Origin of the sequence: Curtobacterium sp. MCPF17_001, from assembly GCF_003234615.1 — a bacterium.
Lineage (GTDB): Bacteria > Actinomycetota > Actinomycetes > Actinomycetales > Microbacteriaceae > Curtobacterium.
Genome location: NZ_QKSL01000004.1, coordinates 104,524 through 121,709 on the forward strand (window position 1 = coordinate 104,524; position 17,186 = coordinate 121,709).

The window sequence follows — 17,186 nt, forward strand, 5'->3', positions numbered from 1 at the left end:
ACACCAGTCACAGAAGTCACATGAGTCACGAGCACAACTTCCGGCGCTCTGGTTGACTTGGGAATCACAGCATGTCAGCGTGTGGTCACCTGAGTGCGCCGTGTGTGCGCACACGGCCGACAGACCAACCCCGTACCGACGACGTGCGCCAGACAGGAGAACGACCGTGGACAGGGACACGACCCCCGACGAGGCAGCCCGACGCCTCCGTTCGTCGCGCTTCGCGACGATGCCGATCGTCCTCGCCGGCACGATCGCGGTGACCGCCGGACTGACCGGACCGATCGCCCACCTCGAGCAGCGCCACGACGACGAGTCCGGTCGCCGGCACGTCGACGAGGACCGGGACCTCGGCTCCGGGCCGGTCTTCGCCACCGCGGTCGCCCGCCAGCAGAAGCCGGTGGTCACCACCGTCGCCGCCACGCGCTCCGCGGCCCCCACGACCTACACCGTGCGCCAGGGGGACACCGTCTCCGGCATCGCCGCACGGTACGGCCTGTCGGCGCAGGAGATCCTGGTCCGCAACGGCCTCGGCTGGAACACGATCATCCACGCCGGACAGACCCTCCGGCTCGCCTCGACCCCGGTCGGCGGAGCGGTCACGTCGACCGCCACGACCGCGAGCTACCACGTCAAGCAGGGCGACACCGTCTCCGGCATCGCGGCGAAGGTCGGCGTCTCGACCGCCGCGCTCCTCACCGCCAACGAGCTCTCGCAGCGCAGCGTGATCTACCCCGGTCAGTCCCTGCGCGTGCCGGCCGGACGGTCGAGTGCCACGAAGACCGCCACGACCGCCGGGCCGTCGGCACCCAGTGCCGCGCCCACCACGACCGCCACCGTGCGTCGCGCTGGCTCGGTCACCATCGGCAACGGCGACACCATCGTCTCGGTCGCCACCACGCACGGGGTCTCGGTCGCGTCGCTCCTCGCGGCGAACGGCCTGACCTACACGAGCACGATCTACGCCGGCAGCACGCTCGTCCTGCCCTCGAGCGGCCCGTCGCTCTCCACGGAGCAGCGCACCAACGCCGCCACGATCGTCCGCGTCGGCCGCTCACTCGGCGTCTCGGACCGGGGCCTCGTCATCGCGCTGGCCACCGCGATGCAGGAGTCGAACCTCCGGAACCTCGCACACGGCGACCGGGACTCCGTCGGCCTGTTCCAGCAGCGTCCGAGCCAGGGCTGGGGCACGCCGGGCCAGCTCCAGGACACCGTGTACGCGTCCGAGCTCTTCTTCGGCGGCTCGCGCAACCCGAACCCCGGCGTCACCGCCGGTCTGCTCGACATCCCGGGCTGGTCGTCGATGAGCGTGACCGAGGCGGCGCAGGCCGTCCAGCGGTCCGCGTACCCGAAGGCCTACGCCCAGTGGGAGCAGTCGGCCCACGCCTGGCTCCGCTCGCTCTGACCTCCGGTCGGTCCGCAGCGCCGGGTCATCCCTCCGGTCGAGATCGTGTAACGACCGGTGCGCCGGTGCCGGTCCTCCCCGTCCGGATTCGTAGAATGCCGCAGATGACCACGAACGCTGCCAGGGACCCGATGATCGGTCGCATGATCGATCAGCGGTACCGCGTCCGCTCCCGCATCGCGCGCGGCGGCATGGCGACCGTGTACCTGGCGACCGACGTCCGGCTGGAGCGCCGGGTCGCGGTGAAGATCATGCACGGGCACCTGGCGGACGACCAGGCGTTCCGTGAGCGCTTCATCCAGGAGGCCCGCTCCGCCGCCCGCCTGTCCCACCCGAACCTCGTCGGCGTCTACGACCAGGGCGCCGAGGACGACTGCGTCTACATCGTCATGGAGTACATCCCGGGCATCACGCTCCGGGACCTGCTGCACGAACACCGCGCACTGACGCCCGAGCAGGCGACGGACATCCTCCGCGCCGTGCTCGCCGGCCTGGCTTCGGCCCACCGCGCCGGCATCGTGCACCGCGACCTCAAGCCGGAGAACGTCCTGCTCGCCGACGACGGGCGCATCAAGCTCGGCGACTTCGGGCTGGCCCGGGCCACCACCGCGAACACCGCGACCGGCGCCGCACTGCTCGGCACGATCGCGTACCTCTCCCCCGAGCTCGTCACCCGCGGCGCCGCCGACTCGCGCAGCGACATCTACGCGCTCGGCATCATGCTCTACGAGATGCTCACCGGTGAGCAGCCCTACAAGGGCGAGCAGCCGATGCAGATCGCGTACCAGCACGCGAACGACACGGTCCCCGCGCCGAGTGCGGCACGGCCGGGTGTCCCCGCCGAGCTCGACGACCTCGTCCTGTGGGCCACCGCCCGGGACCCGCGAGACCGTCCCCTCGACGCCCGCGAGATGCTCGACCACATGGCCGGCGCACAGCAGCGCGCGACCGGGCAGTACCGGACCGCCGTGCTCCGCCCCGAGAACGCGACCGCGATCCTCCCGTCCGGAGGCAGTCCCGGAGCCGCGGCCTTCGGGGACGACGTCGAGGACGCCAGCGAGCACGACACCACGGTCCTGGACCGTCGGGGCACGCAGGAGACGCCGTCGCGCCTCCGCAACCGCAACACACCCGGGCCGCGACGCACCGGCGCGGTGACCGCGACCCTGTCGCCGGCCGGGCAGCGCCTGGCCGACAAGTCCGCCAAGCGGCGGAAGCGCGGCTGGATCGCACTGGTCATCGTGATCGTCCTGGCCGTCGTCGGCGCCGGGATCGCCGCCTGGTACGGCCCCGGACCGGGCGGCAACGTCCGGATCCCCGCCGTCGCGGGCAAGACGGTCTCGCAGGTCCGCCAGGCGCTCGTGTCGAACGGTCTCCGTGCCGCCGAGGCCACCACGAGCCGTCCCGACCTGCAGGTCGCCGCCGGCCTGGTCACCGCGACCCAGCCGCCCGCCGAGCGCGAGGTCCGGAAGGGCACCGCCATCCGCATCGTCGTGTCGAGCGGTCCGCGGATGATCAGCCTGCCGACGATCGTCGGGCAGTCCGTCTCCACCGCCCGCGCGGCGCTCGACGACGACTTCGACCTCCAGGACCCGCAGTACCGGTTCTCCGCCGACGTCCCCGCCGACACCGTGATCGCCGCGACCGGACGCGACAGCTCGGGCGCGGTCGACCTCACCACCGTCGAGCAGTACCCGGAGCGCGGCCCGGTCACGCTCACCGTCTCGCTCGGCGCGGTCCCGGACGTCACCGGCGAGACCGTCGCCGACGCGACCGGCACGCTGCAGGGCGTCGGCCTGGTGCTCGGCAGCCAGACCCAGCAGTTCAGTGAGACGGCACCGGCCGGCCAGGTCGTCTCCGCCGCCCCCGCCGACGACCCCGTCGTCAAGGGCACGGCCATCGACGTCGTCGTGTCGAAGGGGCCCGCACCGATCGAGATGCCGATGCACCTCGAGGGGAAGACCATCGACGAGGTCACCGCGACCCTGCAGGCGCTCGGGCTGAAGGTCAGCTACCCGGACTGCACGAACATCCTCTGCGGGTTCTACGACTGGAAGAGCAAGCTGCCGGTCAGGTCCACGAACCCGGGCGCCGGGGCCACGGTCCACAAGGGCGACACGATCGCCCTCTCCTACGACCAGTAGGGCCCGCTGCGCGTCGCGGCCCGACGACGGACGGGAGGCCCGACACCGGACCGGTGTCGGGCCTCCCGTCCTGCAGGCGGTCCAGCGGTCAGCTGCGGGTGACCGACGGGTGCGCGCGGAGCTCCTCGGCCACCAGGAAGGCGAGCTCGAGGGACTGCATGTGGTTCAGCCGCGGGTCGCAGAGCGACTCGTAGCGTGTGGCCAGGGTGGCCTCGTCGATGTGCTCCGAGCCGCCGAGGCACTCGGTGACGTCGTCGCCCGTGAGCTCGACGTGCATGCCGCCCGGGTACGTGCCGACCGCGCGGTGGACCTCGAAGAAGCCGAGGACCTCGTCCACGACGTCGTCGAAACGGCGGGTCTTGTAGCCGTTCGGGGTCGTCAGGCCGTTGCCGTGCATCGGGTCCGTGACCCACAGCGGCGTGGCGTCCATGCCCTTCACCGCTTCGAGCAGCTTGGGCAGCTCGTCGCGGATCCTGCCGGCTCCCATGCGCGTGATGAAGGTGAGGCGGCCCGGCTCCCGCTCGGGGTCGAGCTTCTCGATGAGGGCTTCCATGTCGGCGACCGTCGTGGTCGGGCCGAGCTTCACGCCGATCGGGTTCCGCACGCGGGACAGGAAGTCGACGTGGGCACCGTCGAGGTCACGGGTGCGCTCCCCGATCCAGATGAAGTGGCCGGACGTGTCGTACGGCTGGCCGGAGCGCGAGTCGATCCGGGTCATCGGGCGCTCGTAGTCCATGAGCAGGCCCTCGTGCGAGGCGTAGAACTCGACGTGCTTGAGCGCTTCGAAGTCGGCACCGCACGCGGCCATGAACTGGATCGCGCGGTCGATCTCGGCGGCCAGGTTCTCGTAGCGGGCGTTCGCCGGGTTGGCGGCGAAGCCCTTGTTCCACGAGTGCACCTGCCGCAGGTCCGCGAAGCCGCCCTGGGTGAACGCGCGCACCAGGTTCAGGGTCGACGCGGCCGTGTGGTAGCCCTGCACCAGTCGACGCGGGTCCGCCTGGCGGGACTCCGGCGTGAAGTCGTAGCCGTTGACGATGTCGCCGCGGTACGCCGGCAGTGTGACGTCCCCGCGGGTCTCGAGGTCGCTCGACCGGGGCTTGGCGAACTGGCCCGCCATCCGGCCCATCTTGATGACCGGGGTCGACGCACCGTAGGTGAGGACGACCGCCATCTGCAGGATCGTCTTGACGCGGTCGCGGATCGAGTCGGCGGTGGCACCGGCGAACGTCTCGGCGCAGTCACCACCCTGCAGCAGGAACGCCCGACCGGACGCTGCGGCGGCCAGGCGGTCGCGGAGCTGGTCGACTTCACCCGCGAAGACGAGCGGCGGCAGCGTCGCGATCTCGGCCGAGGCGGCTTCGGCGGCCGCGGGGTCCGGCCACGTCGGCTGCTGCTTGATCGGGAGCGTGCGCCAGTGGTCGAGGCCCGCGATCAGGTCCGGATCCTGCAGGGTGAGGGAGTCGATCGACTCGGACAAGGCTGCACCTCGGTGTTCTGGTTCGCGCACGGCCGTCGGCGGTCCGACGGCGTCCCGACGGATGCGGGACCGTCCGAGCCTACCGTCCGGCGGTGGTACGACGCTCGCGCATGACGCTCTCGCGGGCCGTGGTGGCCCGCTCCTTGACGCTCGTCGCGTAGACGTCCTCGTACTCCTGCCGGCTCAGCCCGCGGAGCTCGTGCATGATCTCGTCCGTGACGCTCCGCAGGATGAAGCGGTCGGTCTCCAGGCCCTCGAAGCGCGAGAAGTCGAGCGGCTTGCCGAAGACGACGCCGACCCGCTTGAACTTCGGGAACTTCTGGCCGATCTGCTGGACCTCCCGCGTGCCGACCATGGCGACGGGGACCACCACGACCCGGCCCTCCAGGACCATCCGGGCGATGCCGGTGCGGCCTCGGTAGAGCTTGCCGTCCGGGCTGCGGGTGCCCTCGGGGTAGATGCCGAGCTGCTCGCCGCGGGCCAGGACCTGCAGGCCGGTACGGAGCGAGGCCTCGGACGCCTTGCCGCCGGAACGGTCGATCGGCAGCTGTCCGATCGCGTTGAAGAACGTCTTCGTCGCCCAGCCCTTGAGGCCGCGGCCGGTGAAGTAGTCGCTCTTCGCCAGGAACGACATCCGGCGGTCGAGCACGGCCGGCAGGATCACCGAGTCGATGAACGACACGTGGTTCGACGCGAAGATGACCGGGCCGGAGGCCGGGACGTTCTCCCGTCCGATCACCCACGGCCGGAACAGGGTCAGGATGAGTGGGCCGAGCACGAAGTTCTTCAGCAGCCAGTAGAGCATCGTCGACTCCGTCGGGTGGGGGTGTCAGGCCGTTCGGGCGTGGATGCGGGCGAGGTCGGCAGCACCGACGACGCCGGCGTCGTTGACGAGCTCGGCGATCACGAAGTCCGGCTCCGGGTGGTAGTCCCGGGCCGGCAGGTTGTTGAGGTACGCCTGCTTGATCGGTTCGAGCAGCCGGTCCCCCGCGCTCGCGACACCGCCGCCGAAGACGAACAGCTGCGGGTCGAGCACGGCCGACAGCGACGCGCAGGCCTCGCCGAGGTGTCGGCCGAGACGCCGGAGGGCCGCGAGGGCGCCCGGGTCGTCGGCGAGGATGAGCTCCCCCACGACGGCGCCGTCGAGGTGCCCGCCGTTGGCGTCGCGCGCTTCGGCCAGGGCGACACCGATGCCGCCGGCGTCCGCGACGTCGTTCGCCATCCGCTGCAGGGCGCGGCCGGAGCCGTACTGCTCGATGCAGCCGCGGGCACCGCAGCCGCAGGGCAGGCCGTTCGGGACGATCCGCAGGTGGCCGATCTCGCCGCCGGTGCCGAAGCCACCGCGGAACAGCCGGTCCTCCGTCACGATCGCGCCGCCGACACCGGTGCCGATGGTGAGCATGGTCATGTCGGACACGAGCCGTCCGGCGCCGAAGCGGAACTCGGCCCATCCGGCGGCGTTCGCGTCGTTGTCGACGGTGATGTGCAGGTCGCCCAGACGCTCCTGGAGCTTCTGGCGCAGCGGCTCGTTCCGCCAGCGGATGTTCGGCGTGTAGTACACGATCGACTGCGAGGCGTCGATGAAGCCCGGGGCAGCGACCCCCACCGCACCGACCTGGTGCTGGAGTCTGAGGCGCTCGACCATCGACACGACGTCGTCGAGCATGGCGACCGGGTCCGCAGCGTTCGTGGCGACGCGGTCCTCGGCGAGGATCTCGCCGAGCTCCGTGACGACCGCTCCCGCGATCTTGGTGCCCCCGATGTCGATTCCGATGGCATGCACGAACACGGAGCCTACCGGTTCGGCGGCGACTCACCGAACGTCCCGGCAGGCGTCCTATGCTGAACGGGAGCCGTCTCGAAGATGAGCGGACTCACATCGAACGGGACAACGAGGGAGTTGCCGTGACCGATCAGCGTGCCGACCGCACGACGTCCACCAGCACGGGCGGAGCGCCCGCCGCGCACGAGGCAGTACCGGCCGGTGACACCGGCCCGGTCGCCCCCGACCACGGCTCCGCCGCCCGCCTGCTGTCCGACCGCGCACGGCTCACCCCCGCGCGACCGATCCTGGCCGAGCGCACCGGTGACACGTGGACCGGCATCGCCGCCGCGGACGTCCTGGCCCGGGTCCGCGCCATCGCGAAGGGCTTCGTCGCCGCCGGTCTGCAGCCCGGGGCGCACGTCGCGATCCTCTCCCGCACACGCATGGAGTGGACACTCGTCGACTTCGCGGTGTGGACCGCGGGCCTGGTGTCCGTGCCCGTCTACGAGACGAGTTCCCCGGACCAGATCCGCCACATCCTGTCGGACTCCGAGTCCGTGGCGATCGTCGTCGAGAAGGAGGAGCACGCGCGCCGTGTCGCCGGCATCGCGCCCGACCTGCCCCACCTCGGGCAGCACTGGACCATCGACGGCGGTGGCCTGGACGACCTGGCGCGTTTGGGTGAGGAGATCGCCGACGACGAGCTCGACGCCCGCACCGCCGCCGTCTCCGGCCGCGATGACGCCACCATCATCTACACCTCGGGCACCACGGGCCGGCCGAAGGGGTGCGTGCTGCGCCACGACAACTTCACCGCCACGGTCGAGGGCTCGACCGAGGCGATGTCCGAGATCGTCGCCGGGGACGCCTCCACGCTGTTGTTCATCCCGATGGCCCACGTGTTCGCACGGTTCATCGCCGCGATGTCGGTCTCGGCGGGCGTCCTGGTCGGCCACGAGCCGGACACGAAGGACCTCATGCGGGCGGTGTCCACCTTCAAGCCGACCTTCCTGCTGGCGGTCCCCCGGGTGTTCGAGAAGATCTACAACTCGGCCGAGCAGAAGGCCGACCTCGGCGGCAAGGGGCGCGTCTTCCGCGCCGCCGCCGCCACCGCCGTCGCGCACTCCGAGGCCGTGGGCGCCGGACGGGTCCCGCTCGGGCTCGCCCTGCGGTTCCGGCTGTTCGACCGGCTCGTCTACAGCAAGCTCCGCGACGCGATCGGCGGCCGTGTCCGGTACGCCATCAGCGGTTCCGCGCCGCTCTCCCCGCGGCTGTCGCACTTCTTCCGCTCGATCGGCGTGCACATCCTCGAGGGCTACGGGCTCACCGAGACGACCGCCCCCGCGACGGTGAACCGGGCGACCGAGCTCCGGATCGGGTCGGTCGGCCGGGCACTGCCGGGCGTCGAGGTCCGGATCGCGGACGACCAGGAGATCCTGATCCGCGGTGTCGACGTCTTCGACCGCTACTGGCAGAACCCGGAGGCCACCGCTGCCGCCTTCCGCGACGGCTGGTTCCGCACCGGCGACCTCGGTCGGCTCGACGGCGACGGGATCCTGTCCGTCACCGGCCGCGCCAAGGAGCTCATCGTCACCGCGAGCGGCAAGAACGTCGCGCCGGCCCCGCTCGAGGACGCGATCCGCGAGCACCCGATCGTCGGCCAGGTCGTCGTCGTCGGCGAGGGCAAGCCGTTCGTCGCCGCGCTCGTCACGCTGGACCGCGAGATGCTCCCCGGCTGGTGCGAGGCGCGCGGCATCGCCCCGGCGCTCAGCCCCCAGCAGGCGGCGCACGACGAGCGGGTGCAGCAGGCCGTCCAGGAGGCCGTGGACACCGCGAACGGGCGGGTGTCCCGTGCCGAGTCGGTCCGGTCCTTCTCGGTCGTCGACGCGGACCTGACCGAGGCCTCCGGGCACCTCACACCGAAGCTCACGATCAAGCGTTCGGTCGTCCTCCGGGACTTCGCCGCGGACATCGAGTACATCTACTCGGGCTCGAAGGTGCAGACCACGGCGACGCCGGTGGTGCAGTCGCGACGGCGGCACTGAGCCACCGGCACTGAGCCACTGGCACCGAGCGACCGGCACCGGCCGGACAGCCTGGAGGCCCGCCACCCGTCCGTCGGACGGGTGGCGGGCCTCCAGTGCGTGGCCGGTGCGGCCGGTGGCTGACGGACCGACGTCACGGTCGGACCGACGTCGCGGTCGGACCGATCAGGCCTGCGGGGCCTCGGGGGCGTCGATCGGGTCGAGGACCGCGGTCGATGCGGTGCTCGTCGAGACCTGCTCGGGGCGGCGGTTGGTGCGGGTGCGGTGCGAGCTGAGCTCGTCGTTCTGGAGTGCCATCGTGCTCGTCCTGGGAGAGTGGGAACCGCCGGCGGGTGACCGGCTGCGGAACACCGTACCTCGCGATCAGGACAGTGCGACAATCCCGCGTCCGGGTGTCACGTTCCGTCCCCCGAGGGCGTCCCCCGGTGCGACGACCGGAGGACGCGACGGGGTCAGCGGACGGTGACCGACCGACACCCGAGCAGCGGGTTCGTCGACCCGGCGCCGACGTTGATCCCGTAGGCGCAGACGTCGTGTGTGCCCGCCGAGAGCCGGACCGTCGTGGAGTACCCGGACGCGGCCGGAGCGGCGGGATGCGCCCGGACGACGTCCGGACGGGCGAGCGACGTGGACACCCGTCCGAGGCTCTTCGTCCCGGTCTTCCCGTCGTAGAGCGCGACCGCGAGCGGGTTCCGCGTGTCCGGGTCGTACGCCCAGCCCGTGACGGTGACGCCACCGCTGCCGGCGGTCGCGGAGTCGAGGCGGCCGACCGGGTCGTGCGAGCGGTCCACCGCGGCCACCGGACCGGCCTTCATGACGACCGGCGCACCGGCGGTCTCGTTGTCCGAACTGCCGTCCGGGTGCCGCAGCGTGACCTGCACGGCGTACTTGCCCGCGGGCATCGAGCCGAGTCGGAACGGCACCGAGTTCGCCCCCTTCGTCACGGCGACACCGGTGGCGATGCGCTGCCACGCCCCGCTGCCGGTGCGCACCGTGACGTCCGCGGTGCTGCCCGCCACCCAGGCGTTGTCGTGGAAGGTCACCGTGGTGGACCCGGTCGCCGCAGGGTCCGCGCGCAGGTGCACGGACTTCAGGTGCCAGACGGCCTTGCCCGGGTCCTCGTTCGGGTCGAAGCGGAGGCCGGTGATCGTCTGTCCGGCCCATCCGGCCTTCGGGGTGAGGGCGTCCTCGTCCAGCGGGTTCTGTGCCGTCAGGTCGACACTCGTCTCGCTGGCGTTGCCGTTCGAGTAGGTCAGGAGGTCGTTGCCGATCTGCGGTGTGCCCGTCCCCGCGACGTTCCAGATCGCCCGGGCCATCTTGCCGCCGCCGGCCGAACCGGACAGGTCGAACGGTCCATCGTACCGCATGTCCCACTGCAGGTAGTGGTAGGTGCTCCCCGCCATCCGCGAGACCGGCAGGTGGACCTGCGGGTCGTTCTGGTGCGGGCCGGTGTTCCGGGCGGTGATGCCCCGGCTGTCGCGGGACAGCACGGTGGTGTTCGAGTACTTGACGTGCGAGGTCGCCGTCGCCGAGGTGAAGTTCCAGGGGCGACCGGTGGTGGCCGTCGCGTAGTCCTGCCCCTGCGTGGGGTTCGGGGTGTCCACGACGAGCTGGGGTCGCGGGGTCACAGTGTAACCGGGGTAGGTCCCCGCGGGCATGCCGGCGTGGGGGTGAGAGGCGTCCGGTGCCGCGTGCAGCCGCACCCAGTCGATGCTCGCCTGCTTGCCGGTGTCACCGGCGTTCCCCGGGAGGACCACCGGGTCGAGGCGGAAGACCACCTTCTTGCCCGACCGCCACGGCACCTTCGCGAGCAGGGTCGACTGCTTCGCGAGGTCGAACGTGTAGACGTGCGGGCCCTGCACGACCGGGAAGGTGAAGCCGCCGCCGCACGCCGCGGTCTGCTCGCGGCAGGTGAACCAGTACACCGCGCCGATGCGCTTGGTCAGCGGCTGGTCCATCGAGAAGGTCAGCCGCGAGTACCGTGCCGGGTCGACCGGCTGACGAGCGCCGTCCCGGCCGGTCGCCAGGCTGCCCGAGATCGAGTGCACCAGGAACAGCTGGTCCCCCGGCGTCAATCCCACCTTGAGTGCACCGCCGGACACCGTCGCGGGGGTGCCGGAGAAGTCGGTGTTGAAGTCCGCTGCGCTGGTGAAGTCCCAGGCATCGCCGAACGCGTCGCTGGCGTAGTCGGCCGCCTCGGACTCCGTGGTCGCCGCGCTCGCCCGCACCGGCGCACCGACCACCGCGCCGAGGGTCAGACCGACCGCGACCGCGATCGCCGTGGCGACGGCCGCGGCTCGTCGCTGCCCCGGTGCGCGTGGCGCCAGCGGCTGGATGGAGGTGTCGTCGTGCATCTGTCGTCCCCTGCCTGGTCGTCCGGGGCCCGGTGACCGGGCGAACCGGTGGACAGACGACACGGCCGTTCCGACCCCCGGTTCGGGGTCGGCACGTCGGGAGCGCACGAGGTCGTCGACCGGAGCCTACGACGCCGTCCGCCGCAGCGGAAGGCGGACGGTCCACGGCGCGCAGTCGTGCGGTCCGGGCAGCCGCCGGACGTGGTGCGTCCTAGTGGAACCAGTCCTGTGCGCGGATGTCCCGGAGCGCCTGCCGGCGGGTCTCCGGGTCGAGGGTCATCACGTAGACGGTGCCGTCCAGGTGGTCGCACTCGTGCTGCAGGGCCTCGGCCATCAGTCCGGTCCCCTCGAGCTCCACCGGCTCGCCGTCGACGTCCACCCCGCGGACCCTGGCGTACGGGAAGCGCTTCGTCGGGTAGGCCAGGCCGGGCACGGACAGGCAGCCCTCGTCCATCAGCTCGGGCTCGCCGGACGTCTCGACGACCTCGGGGTTGAGGACGTACCCGACCTCCCCGTCGACGTTGTACGAGAAGGCCCGGAGCCCGACGCCGATCTGCGGCGCGGCGACGCCGGCGCGGCCGGGCTCCTGGACGGTGTCGATGAGGTCCTGCACGAGCTCGCGGACGCCGTCGGACCCGATGCGGACCGGGTCGGCGGGCGAACGGAGGACAGGGTCGCCGAACAGGCGGATGGGACGGACGGTCACGTTACTGCAGCACCACCAGGAGGTCGCCGGCGTCCACCTGCTGGGTCACCGGGATCGCGAGACGGCCGACGGTCCCCGCGACGGGTGCCGTGATGGCCGCTTCCATCTTCATCGCCTCGATGCTCGCCACGGCCTGACCGGCCTCGACGACGTCACCGACGGCGACCTTGAGCGTCACGACCCCGGAGAACGGGGCGGCGACGTGCTTCGGGTCGGACCGGTCCGCCTTCTCGGCGGCCTTGGTCTCGACGACGACCGACCGGTCGCGCACGGCCACCGGCCGCAACTGGCCGTTCATGGTCGCCATGACGGTCCGGATGCCCCGCGCGTCGACCTCGCCGATCGCCTCGAGCCCGACGAGCAGGTTCACGCCCCTGCCGAGCGGCACGACGTGCTCCTCGCCCGCCCGCAGGCCGTAGAGGTAGTCCACGGTGGGCACGACCGACAGGTCGCCGAACTCGTCGCGGACCTGCTGGAACTGCCGGGTCGGCTGCTCGAACAGCAGACGGTTCAGGGCCTGCTGCCGCGCGGTCCCCGGGGTGTCGAGCGCGGCACGCTCGTGCTCCGGCACCGGCGTCACGGCGATCCGGACGTCGCGGCCGGCCAGGACCTTCGACCGGAACGGCTCCGGCCAGCCACCGGGCAGGTCGCCGAGCTCCCCCGCCATGAACCCGATCACCGAGTCCGGCACGTCGTACTTCTCGGGGTGCTGCTCGAAGTCCGCCGGGTCAGCGTCGACCGCGGCGAGCTGCAGGGCGAGGTCGCCGACGACCTTCGACGACGGGGTGACCTTGGGCGGGCGTCCGAGGATCCGGTTCGCCTCGGCGTACCAGTCCTCGACCTGCTCGAACCGGTCGCCGAGCCCGAGCGCGATGGCCTGCTGGCGGAGGTTCGACAGCTGCCCGCCGGGGATCTCGTGCTTGTAGACGCGGCCGGTCGGCCCGGCGAGCCCGGACTCGAACGGTGCGTAGACGCGGCGGACCGCTTCCCAGTAGGGCTCGAGGTCGCCGACGGCACCGAGGTCGATGCCGGTGTCCCGCTCGGTGTGCGCGAGCGCCGCCACCAGGGCGGACATGCTCGGCTGGCTGGTCGTGCCCGCCATCGGCGCCGCAGCGACGTCGACCGCATCCGCGCCGGCACGGGAGGCCGCGAGGAGCGTCGCGAGCTGCCCGCCCGCGGTGTCGTGGGTGTGTACGTGCACCGGCTGGTCGAACCGTTCCCGCAGCGCGGCGACGAGCTTCTCGGCCGCCCCTGCGCGGAGGAGACCCGCCATGTCCTTGATCCCGATGACGTGCGCACCGGCGTCGACCATCTGCTCGGCGAGCCGCAGGTAGTAGTCGAGCGTGTAGAGGTCCTCGGCCGGGTCGAGGAGGTCGCCGGTGTAGCAGAGCGCCGCTTCCGCGACGGCCGTGCCGGTGGCGAGCACGGCCTCCAGGGCGGGACGCAGCTGACTGACGTCGTTCAGCGCGTCGAAGACCCGGAACACGTCGACGCCGGTGGCGGCGGCCTCGGCCACGAACGCGTCCGTCACCTCGGTCGGGTACGGCGTGTAGCCGACCGTGTTGCGGCCACGCAGCAGCATCTGGATCGGGATGTTCGGCATCGCCTGCCGCAGTGACGTCAGGCGTTCCCACGGGTCCTCGCCGAGGAACCGGAGGGCGACGTCGTAGGTCGCTCCGCCCCAGGCCTCGACGCTGAGCAGCTGCGGGGTGAGCCGGGCGACGTACGGGGCGACCGCGACGAGGTCCTTCGTGCGGACCCGGGTGGCGAGGAGCGACTGGTGCGCGTCCCGCATCGTGGTCTCGGTGACGGCCAGGGCGGTCTGTGCGCGGAGCGACCGTGCCCACTCGGCCGGTCCGACGCGGAGCAGCAGGTCGCGCTGCCCCTCGGGGAGCGGCGCGGTGAGGTCGGCGGTCGGCAGCTTCAGTGCCGGGTCGACCACGTGCGCGGCGGGCGAGCCGTTCGGCTTGTTCACCGTGACGTCCGCGAGCCAGTTGAGCACCTTCGTGCCGCGGTCCTTCGACACGTGGCCGTCGAAGAGCTGCGGACGCTCGCCGATGAACGCCGTGGAGACGTCACCGCGGGCGAAGTCCGGGTCCTCCAGGACGGCCTGCAGGAACGGGATGTTCGTGCTGACGCCGCGGATCCGGAACTCGGCGAGGGCGCGACGCGCGCGCGCGACCGCCGCCGGGAAGTCACGACCGCGGCACGTCATCTTCGCGAGCATCGAGTCGAAGTGCGGGCTGATCTGCGCACCCGTGGCCACCGTGCCGCCGTCCAGGCGGACGCCGGCACCGCCCGGGCTGCGGTAGGTGGTGATGCGGCCGGTGTCGGGCCGGAAGCCCTGCGTCGGGTCCTCGGTCGTGATGCGGGTCTGCAGCGCCGCGCCGTGCACCGACACCGTGTCCTGCGACAGCCCGAGGTCGGCGAGGGTCTCCCCCGCGGCGATGCGCATCTGCGACTGGACGAGGTCGACGTCGGTGACCTCTTCCGTCACGGTGTGCTCGACCTGGATGCGCGGGTTCATCTCGATGAAGACGTGCTGGCCGGCCCGCTCGCCCACGGTGTCGAGCAGGAACTCGACCGTGCCGGCGTTGACGTACCCGATCGACCGGGCGAAGGCCACGGCGTCCCGGTGCAGTGCCGCGGCGACGGCGGGGTCGAGGTTCGGCGCCGGGGCGATCTCGACGACCTTCTGGTTCCGGCGCTGCACCGAGCAGTCCCGCTCGAACAGGTGGATCGTGCCGGCGTCGGTGCCGGAGGCGTCGGCCAGGATCTGGACCTCGATGTGGCGCGGCCGCAGCACCGCCATCTCGAGGAACATCGTCGGGTCACCGAACGCACTGTCGGCTTCGCGCATGGCCTCTTCGAGCGCCGGCCGGAGCTCGGCGGGTGTCTCGACGCGGCGCATGCCACGACCACCACCACCGGCGACGGCCTTCGCGAACACCGGGAACCCGATCGCTTCCGCACCCGCGACGAGTTCGTCGACGTCGCGACTGGCCGGGGTGCTCGCGAGCACCGGGACGCCCGCGGCGATGGCGTGCTCCTTCGCGGTCACCTTGTTGCCGGCCATCTCGAGCACGTGCTCGCCCGGGCCGATGAAGGTGATGCCGGCCGCAGCGGCCGCGGCGGCGAGCTCCGGGTTCTCGGACAGGAACCCGTAGCCGGGGTAGATCGCGTCCGCCCCCGACTCGCGGGCCACCCGGATGATCTCCGAGACGTCCAGGTACGCGCGGACCGGGTGGCCGCGTTCGCCGATCAGGTAGGCCTCGTCGGCCTTCAACCGGTGCAGGGAGTTGCGGTCTTCGTACGGGTAGACCGCCACGGTCCGGGCACCGAGTTCGTACGCTGCACGGAAGGCCCGGATGGCGATCTCGCCACGGTTCGCGACCAGGATCTTGGTGAACACGAGGTCCCTTTCAGCCCGGGTTGAGGTCTCACAACCTTACTGGCGGTAACGTTGCTCATCGTGCATGTACTCAGCGTGAGCTCCCTCAAGGGCGGTGTCGGCAAGACGACGGTGACGCTCGGCCTGACGTCAGCGGCGTTCGCCAAGGGTCTGCGCACCCTCGTGGTGGACCTCGACCCCCAGTCGGACGTCTCCACGGGCCTCGACATCAACCTGACCGGTCACCTCAACGTGGCCGACGTCCTCGAGAACCCGAAGGAGAAGATCGTCCGCCAGGCCATCGCGCCGTCCGGCTGGACGAAGGGTTCCCAGGGCAAGATCGACGTCATGGTCGGCTCGCCCTCGGCCATCAACTTCGACGGGCCGCACCCGTCGATCCGCGACATCTGGAAGCTGGAGGAGGCGCTGGCGAACGTCGAGGCCGACTACGACCTCGTCCTCATCGACTGTGCCCCGTCCTTGAACGCGCTGACCCGCACCGCGTGGGCCGCCTCCGACCGGGTCTCCGTCGTCACCGAGCCCGGACTGTTCTCCGTCGCCGCCGCCGACCGTGCCCTCCGCGCGATCGAGGAGATCCGTCGGGGTCTCTCGCCGCGCCTCCAGCCCCTCGGCATCATCGTGAACCGCGCTCGGGTGCAGTCGCTCGAGCACCAGTTCCGCATCAAGGAGCTCCGCGACATGTTCGGGCCGCTCGTGCTCTCGCCGCAGCTGCCGGAGCGCACGTCGCTCCAGCAGGCGCAGGGTGCGGCCAAGCCCCTGCACGTCTGGCCGGGCGAGTCCGCGCAGGAGATGGCACGGAACTTCGACCAGCTGCTCGAGCGGATCATGCGCACGGGCAAGATCGGGCCGTACGCGGACGGCGCGGGCGCCATCGCCTGACGTTCCTCCGTCGCTCGGAGGGTCGCCCGCGGGCGGCCCTTCGTCGTTCCCGGGGGGGCCCCGGCGATGCCACGTCCTGGGGTGGTGGCCGGTGTCGGCCGCGATCACCTGCCGACCGGACGGAACCAACGCGGTCCTCCGCGCCTCCCGAGGTCGCGCAACACGCCGCGTGACCGCTGCCGACGTCGCACGAACTGTCGGCCCGCAGCCGTGGAGGCGGCAGAACACGCGACCTCGCCGAGCACACGCGGGACGGGAGGGGCGGGGCGCGGCAGTCAGGCGGGCGTCGGAACCGGGATGGTCACGACACGACAGCCGGGACGGTCAGGACGCGCGGGTGGCGCGGCGGGCGGCGAGCTCGTCGCTCGGGTCCTCCGCGGGGGTGGCGTCGAGCTCCACCAGGGAGGACTCGACCTCGCGCAGGACCTTGCCGACGGCGATGCCGAAGACACCCTGTCCGCGGGAGACCAGGTCGATGACCTCGTCGTCCGAGGTGCACAGGTACACCGAGGCGCCGTCGGACATCAGGGTCGTCTGCGCCAGGTCACTCACGCCGGCTTCACGGAGCTGGTTGACGGCGGTGCGGATCTGCTGCAGGGAGATCCCGGTGTCGAGCAGGCGCTTGACGAGCTTGAGGACGAGGATGTCGCGGAAGCCGTAGAGCCGCTGCGACCCGGAGCCCGCAGCACCGCGGATCGTGGGCTGCACGAGTTCGGTGCGGGCCCAGTAGTCGAGCTGTCGGTAGCTGATACCGGCTGCCTTCGCGGCGACGGTGCCGCGGTAGCCGTTCTGCTCGTCGTGCTCGGGCAGGCCGTCGGTGAAGAGCAGCCCGAGGTCGTACCGCGTCATGTCAGACGGGGTACCGGGGACATCGTTCCCACTCATCAGCTTGCCTTCCACGACGATCGAGCTCCCACCCGAAGCTTCAACAGCGGGTTGAGAGTTGTTCCGAGGTCCACGGTAGCGAGTCGGGCGGCGTGGAAGCGGGACATCCGCACC

The 17,186-nt window shown here is 71.6% G+C and carries 12 protein-coding genes; 4 read left to right on the forward strand and 8 right to left on the reverse strand.

Annotation, left to right across the window (positions count from 1 at the left end):
- The first annotated feature begins 166 nt into the window (after positions 1 to 166).
- Complete coding sequence (locus DEJ24_RS05530) at positions 167 to 1,405, forward strand: LysM peptidoglycan-binding domain-containing protein (protein WP_258374598.1); 1,239 nt, start codon at positions 167 to 169, stop codon at positions 1,403 to 1,405.
- Between the two features lie 104 nt (positions 1,406 to 1,509).
- Positions 1,510 to 3,549, forward strand: coding sequence for a Stk1 family PASTA domain-containing Ser/Thr kinase (gene pknB, locus DEJ24_RS05535; protein WP_111077739.1), 2,040 nt, complete (start codon positions 1,510 to 1,512; stop codon positions 3,547 to 3,549).
- A gap of 88 nt (positions 3,550 to 3,637) precedes the next feature.
- Here pknB and DEJ24_RS05540 read toward each other — a convergent pair whose 3' ends face one another.
- From DEJ24_RS05540 to DEJ24_RS05550, 3 genes are all read right to left on the reverse strand, one after another.
- Entirely contained in the window at positions 3,638 to 4,984 is a 1,347-nt protein-coding gene (locus DEJ24_RS05540) for a class II 3-deoxy-7-phosphoheptulonate synthase (RefSeq protein WP_111077740.1), read from the reverse strand.
- Between the two features lie 121 nt (positions 4,985 to 5,105).
- Positions 5,106 to 5,831 carry a 1-acyl-sn-glycerol-3-phosphate acyltransferase gene (locus tag DEJ24_RS05545; protein WP_110903197.1) on the reverse strand — a complete coding sequence of 242 codons (726 nt, stop codon included), beginning with the start codon at positions 5,829 to 5,831 and terminating at the stop codon, positions 5,106 to 5,108.
- Between the two features lie 24 nt (positions 5,832 to 5,855).
- The gene (locus DEJ24_RS05550; RefSeq protein WP_111077741.1) at positions 5,856 to 6,809 is read right to left on the reverse strand and encodes an ROK family glucokinase; all 954 of its coding nucleotides are present in this window, start codon (positions 6,807 to 6,809) and stop codon (positions 5,856 to 5,858) included.
- Positions 6,810 to 6,931: 122 nt separating this feature from the next.
- Between DEJ24_RS05550 and DEJ24_RS05555 the strand changes: the two genes are divergently transcribed.
- The gene (locus tag DEJ24_RS05555) at positions 6,932 to 8,836 is read left to right on the forward strand and encodes a long-chain fatty acid--CoA ligase (RefSeq protein ID WP_258374732.1); all 1,905 of its coding nucleotides are present in this window, start codon (positions 6,932 to 6,934) and stop codon (positions 8,834 to 8,836) included.
- Positions 8,837 to 9,001: 165 nt separating this feature from the next.
- Here the strand turns inward: DEJ24_RS05555 and DEJ24_RS17175 are convergent, their stop codons facing one another.
- From DEJ24_RS17175 to DEJ24_RS05570, 4 genes are all read right to left on the reverse strand, one after another.
- On the reverse strand, positions 9,002 to 9,133 hold the full coding sequence (locus DEJ24_RS17175) for a hypothetical protein (protein WP_258374595.1): 132 nt from the start codon (positions 9,131 to 9,133) through the stop codon (positions 9,002 to 9,004).
- Positions 9,134 to 9,288: 155 nt separating this feature from the next.
- Positions 9,289 to 11,190, reverse strand: coding sequence for a hypothetical protein (locus DEJ24_RS05560; RefSeq protein ID WP_111077646.1), 1,902 nt, complete (start codon positions 11,188 to 11,190; stop codon positions 9,289 to 9,291).
- Positions 11,191 to 11,401: 211 nt separating this feature from the next.
- Positions 11,402 to 11,896, reverse strand: coding sequence for a peptide deformylase (gene def / locus DEJ24_RS05565; RefSeq protein WP_111077647.1), 495 nt, complete (start codon positions 11,894 to 11,896; stop codon positions 11,402 to 11,404).
- Between the two features lies 1 nt (position 11,897).
- Positions 11,898 to 15,308, reverse strand: coding sequence for a pyruvate carboxylase (locus DEJ24_RS05570; protein WP_111077648.1), 3,411 nt, complete (start codon positions 15,306 to 15,308; stop codon positions 11,898 to 11,900).
- A 60-nt stretch (positions 15,309 to 15,368) separates the two neighbouring features.
- Between DEJ24_RS05570 and DEJ24_RS05575 the strand changes: the two genes are divergently transcribed.
- Positions 15,369 to 16,187, forward strand: a complete 819-nt coding sequence (locus DEJ24_RS05575) for a ParA family protein (RefSeq protein ID WP_111077742.1) — start codon at positions 15,369 to 15,371, stop codon at positions 16,185 to 16,187.
- 324 nt (positions 16,188 to 16,511) lie between these two features.
- On the opposite strand, the gene DEJ24_RS05580 is transcribed toward DEJ24_RS05575, so the two are convergent.
- On the reverse strand, positions 16,512 to 17,072 hold the full coding sequence (locus DEJ24_RS05580) for a MerR family transcriptional regulator (protein ID WP_110825505.1): 561 nt from the start codon (positions 17,070 to 17,072) through the stop codon (positions 16,512 to 16,514).
- Positions 17,073 to 17,186 lie beyond the last annotated feature (114 nt).

Excerpts from the sequence above, each read along its gene's own strand:
- pknB (WP_111077739.1), top strand. The coding sequence starts at position 1,510 with ATGACCACGAACGCTGCCAGGGACCCGATGATCGGTCGCATGATCGAT.
- DEJ24_RS05545 (WP_110903197.1), bottom strand. The coding sequence starts at position 5,831 with ATGCTCTACTGGCTGCTGAAGAACTTCGTGCTCGGCCCACTCATCCTG.
- DEJ24_RS17175 (WP_258374595.1), bottom strand. The coding sequence starts at position 9,133 with ATGGCACTCCAGAACGACGAGCTCAGCTCGCACCGCACCCGCACCAAC.
- DEJ24_RS05580 (WP_110825505.1), bottom strand. The coding sequence starts at position 17,072 with ATGAGTGGGAACGATGTCCCCGGTACCCCGTCTGACATGACGCGGTAC.
- DEJ24_RS05560 (WP_111077646.1), bottom strand. The coding sequence starts at position 11,190 with ATGCACGACGACACCTCCATCCAGCCGCTGGCGCCACGCGCACCGGGG.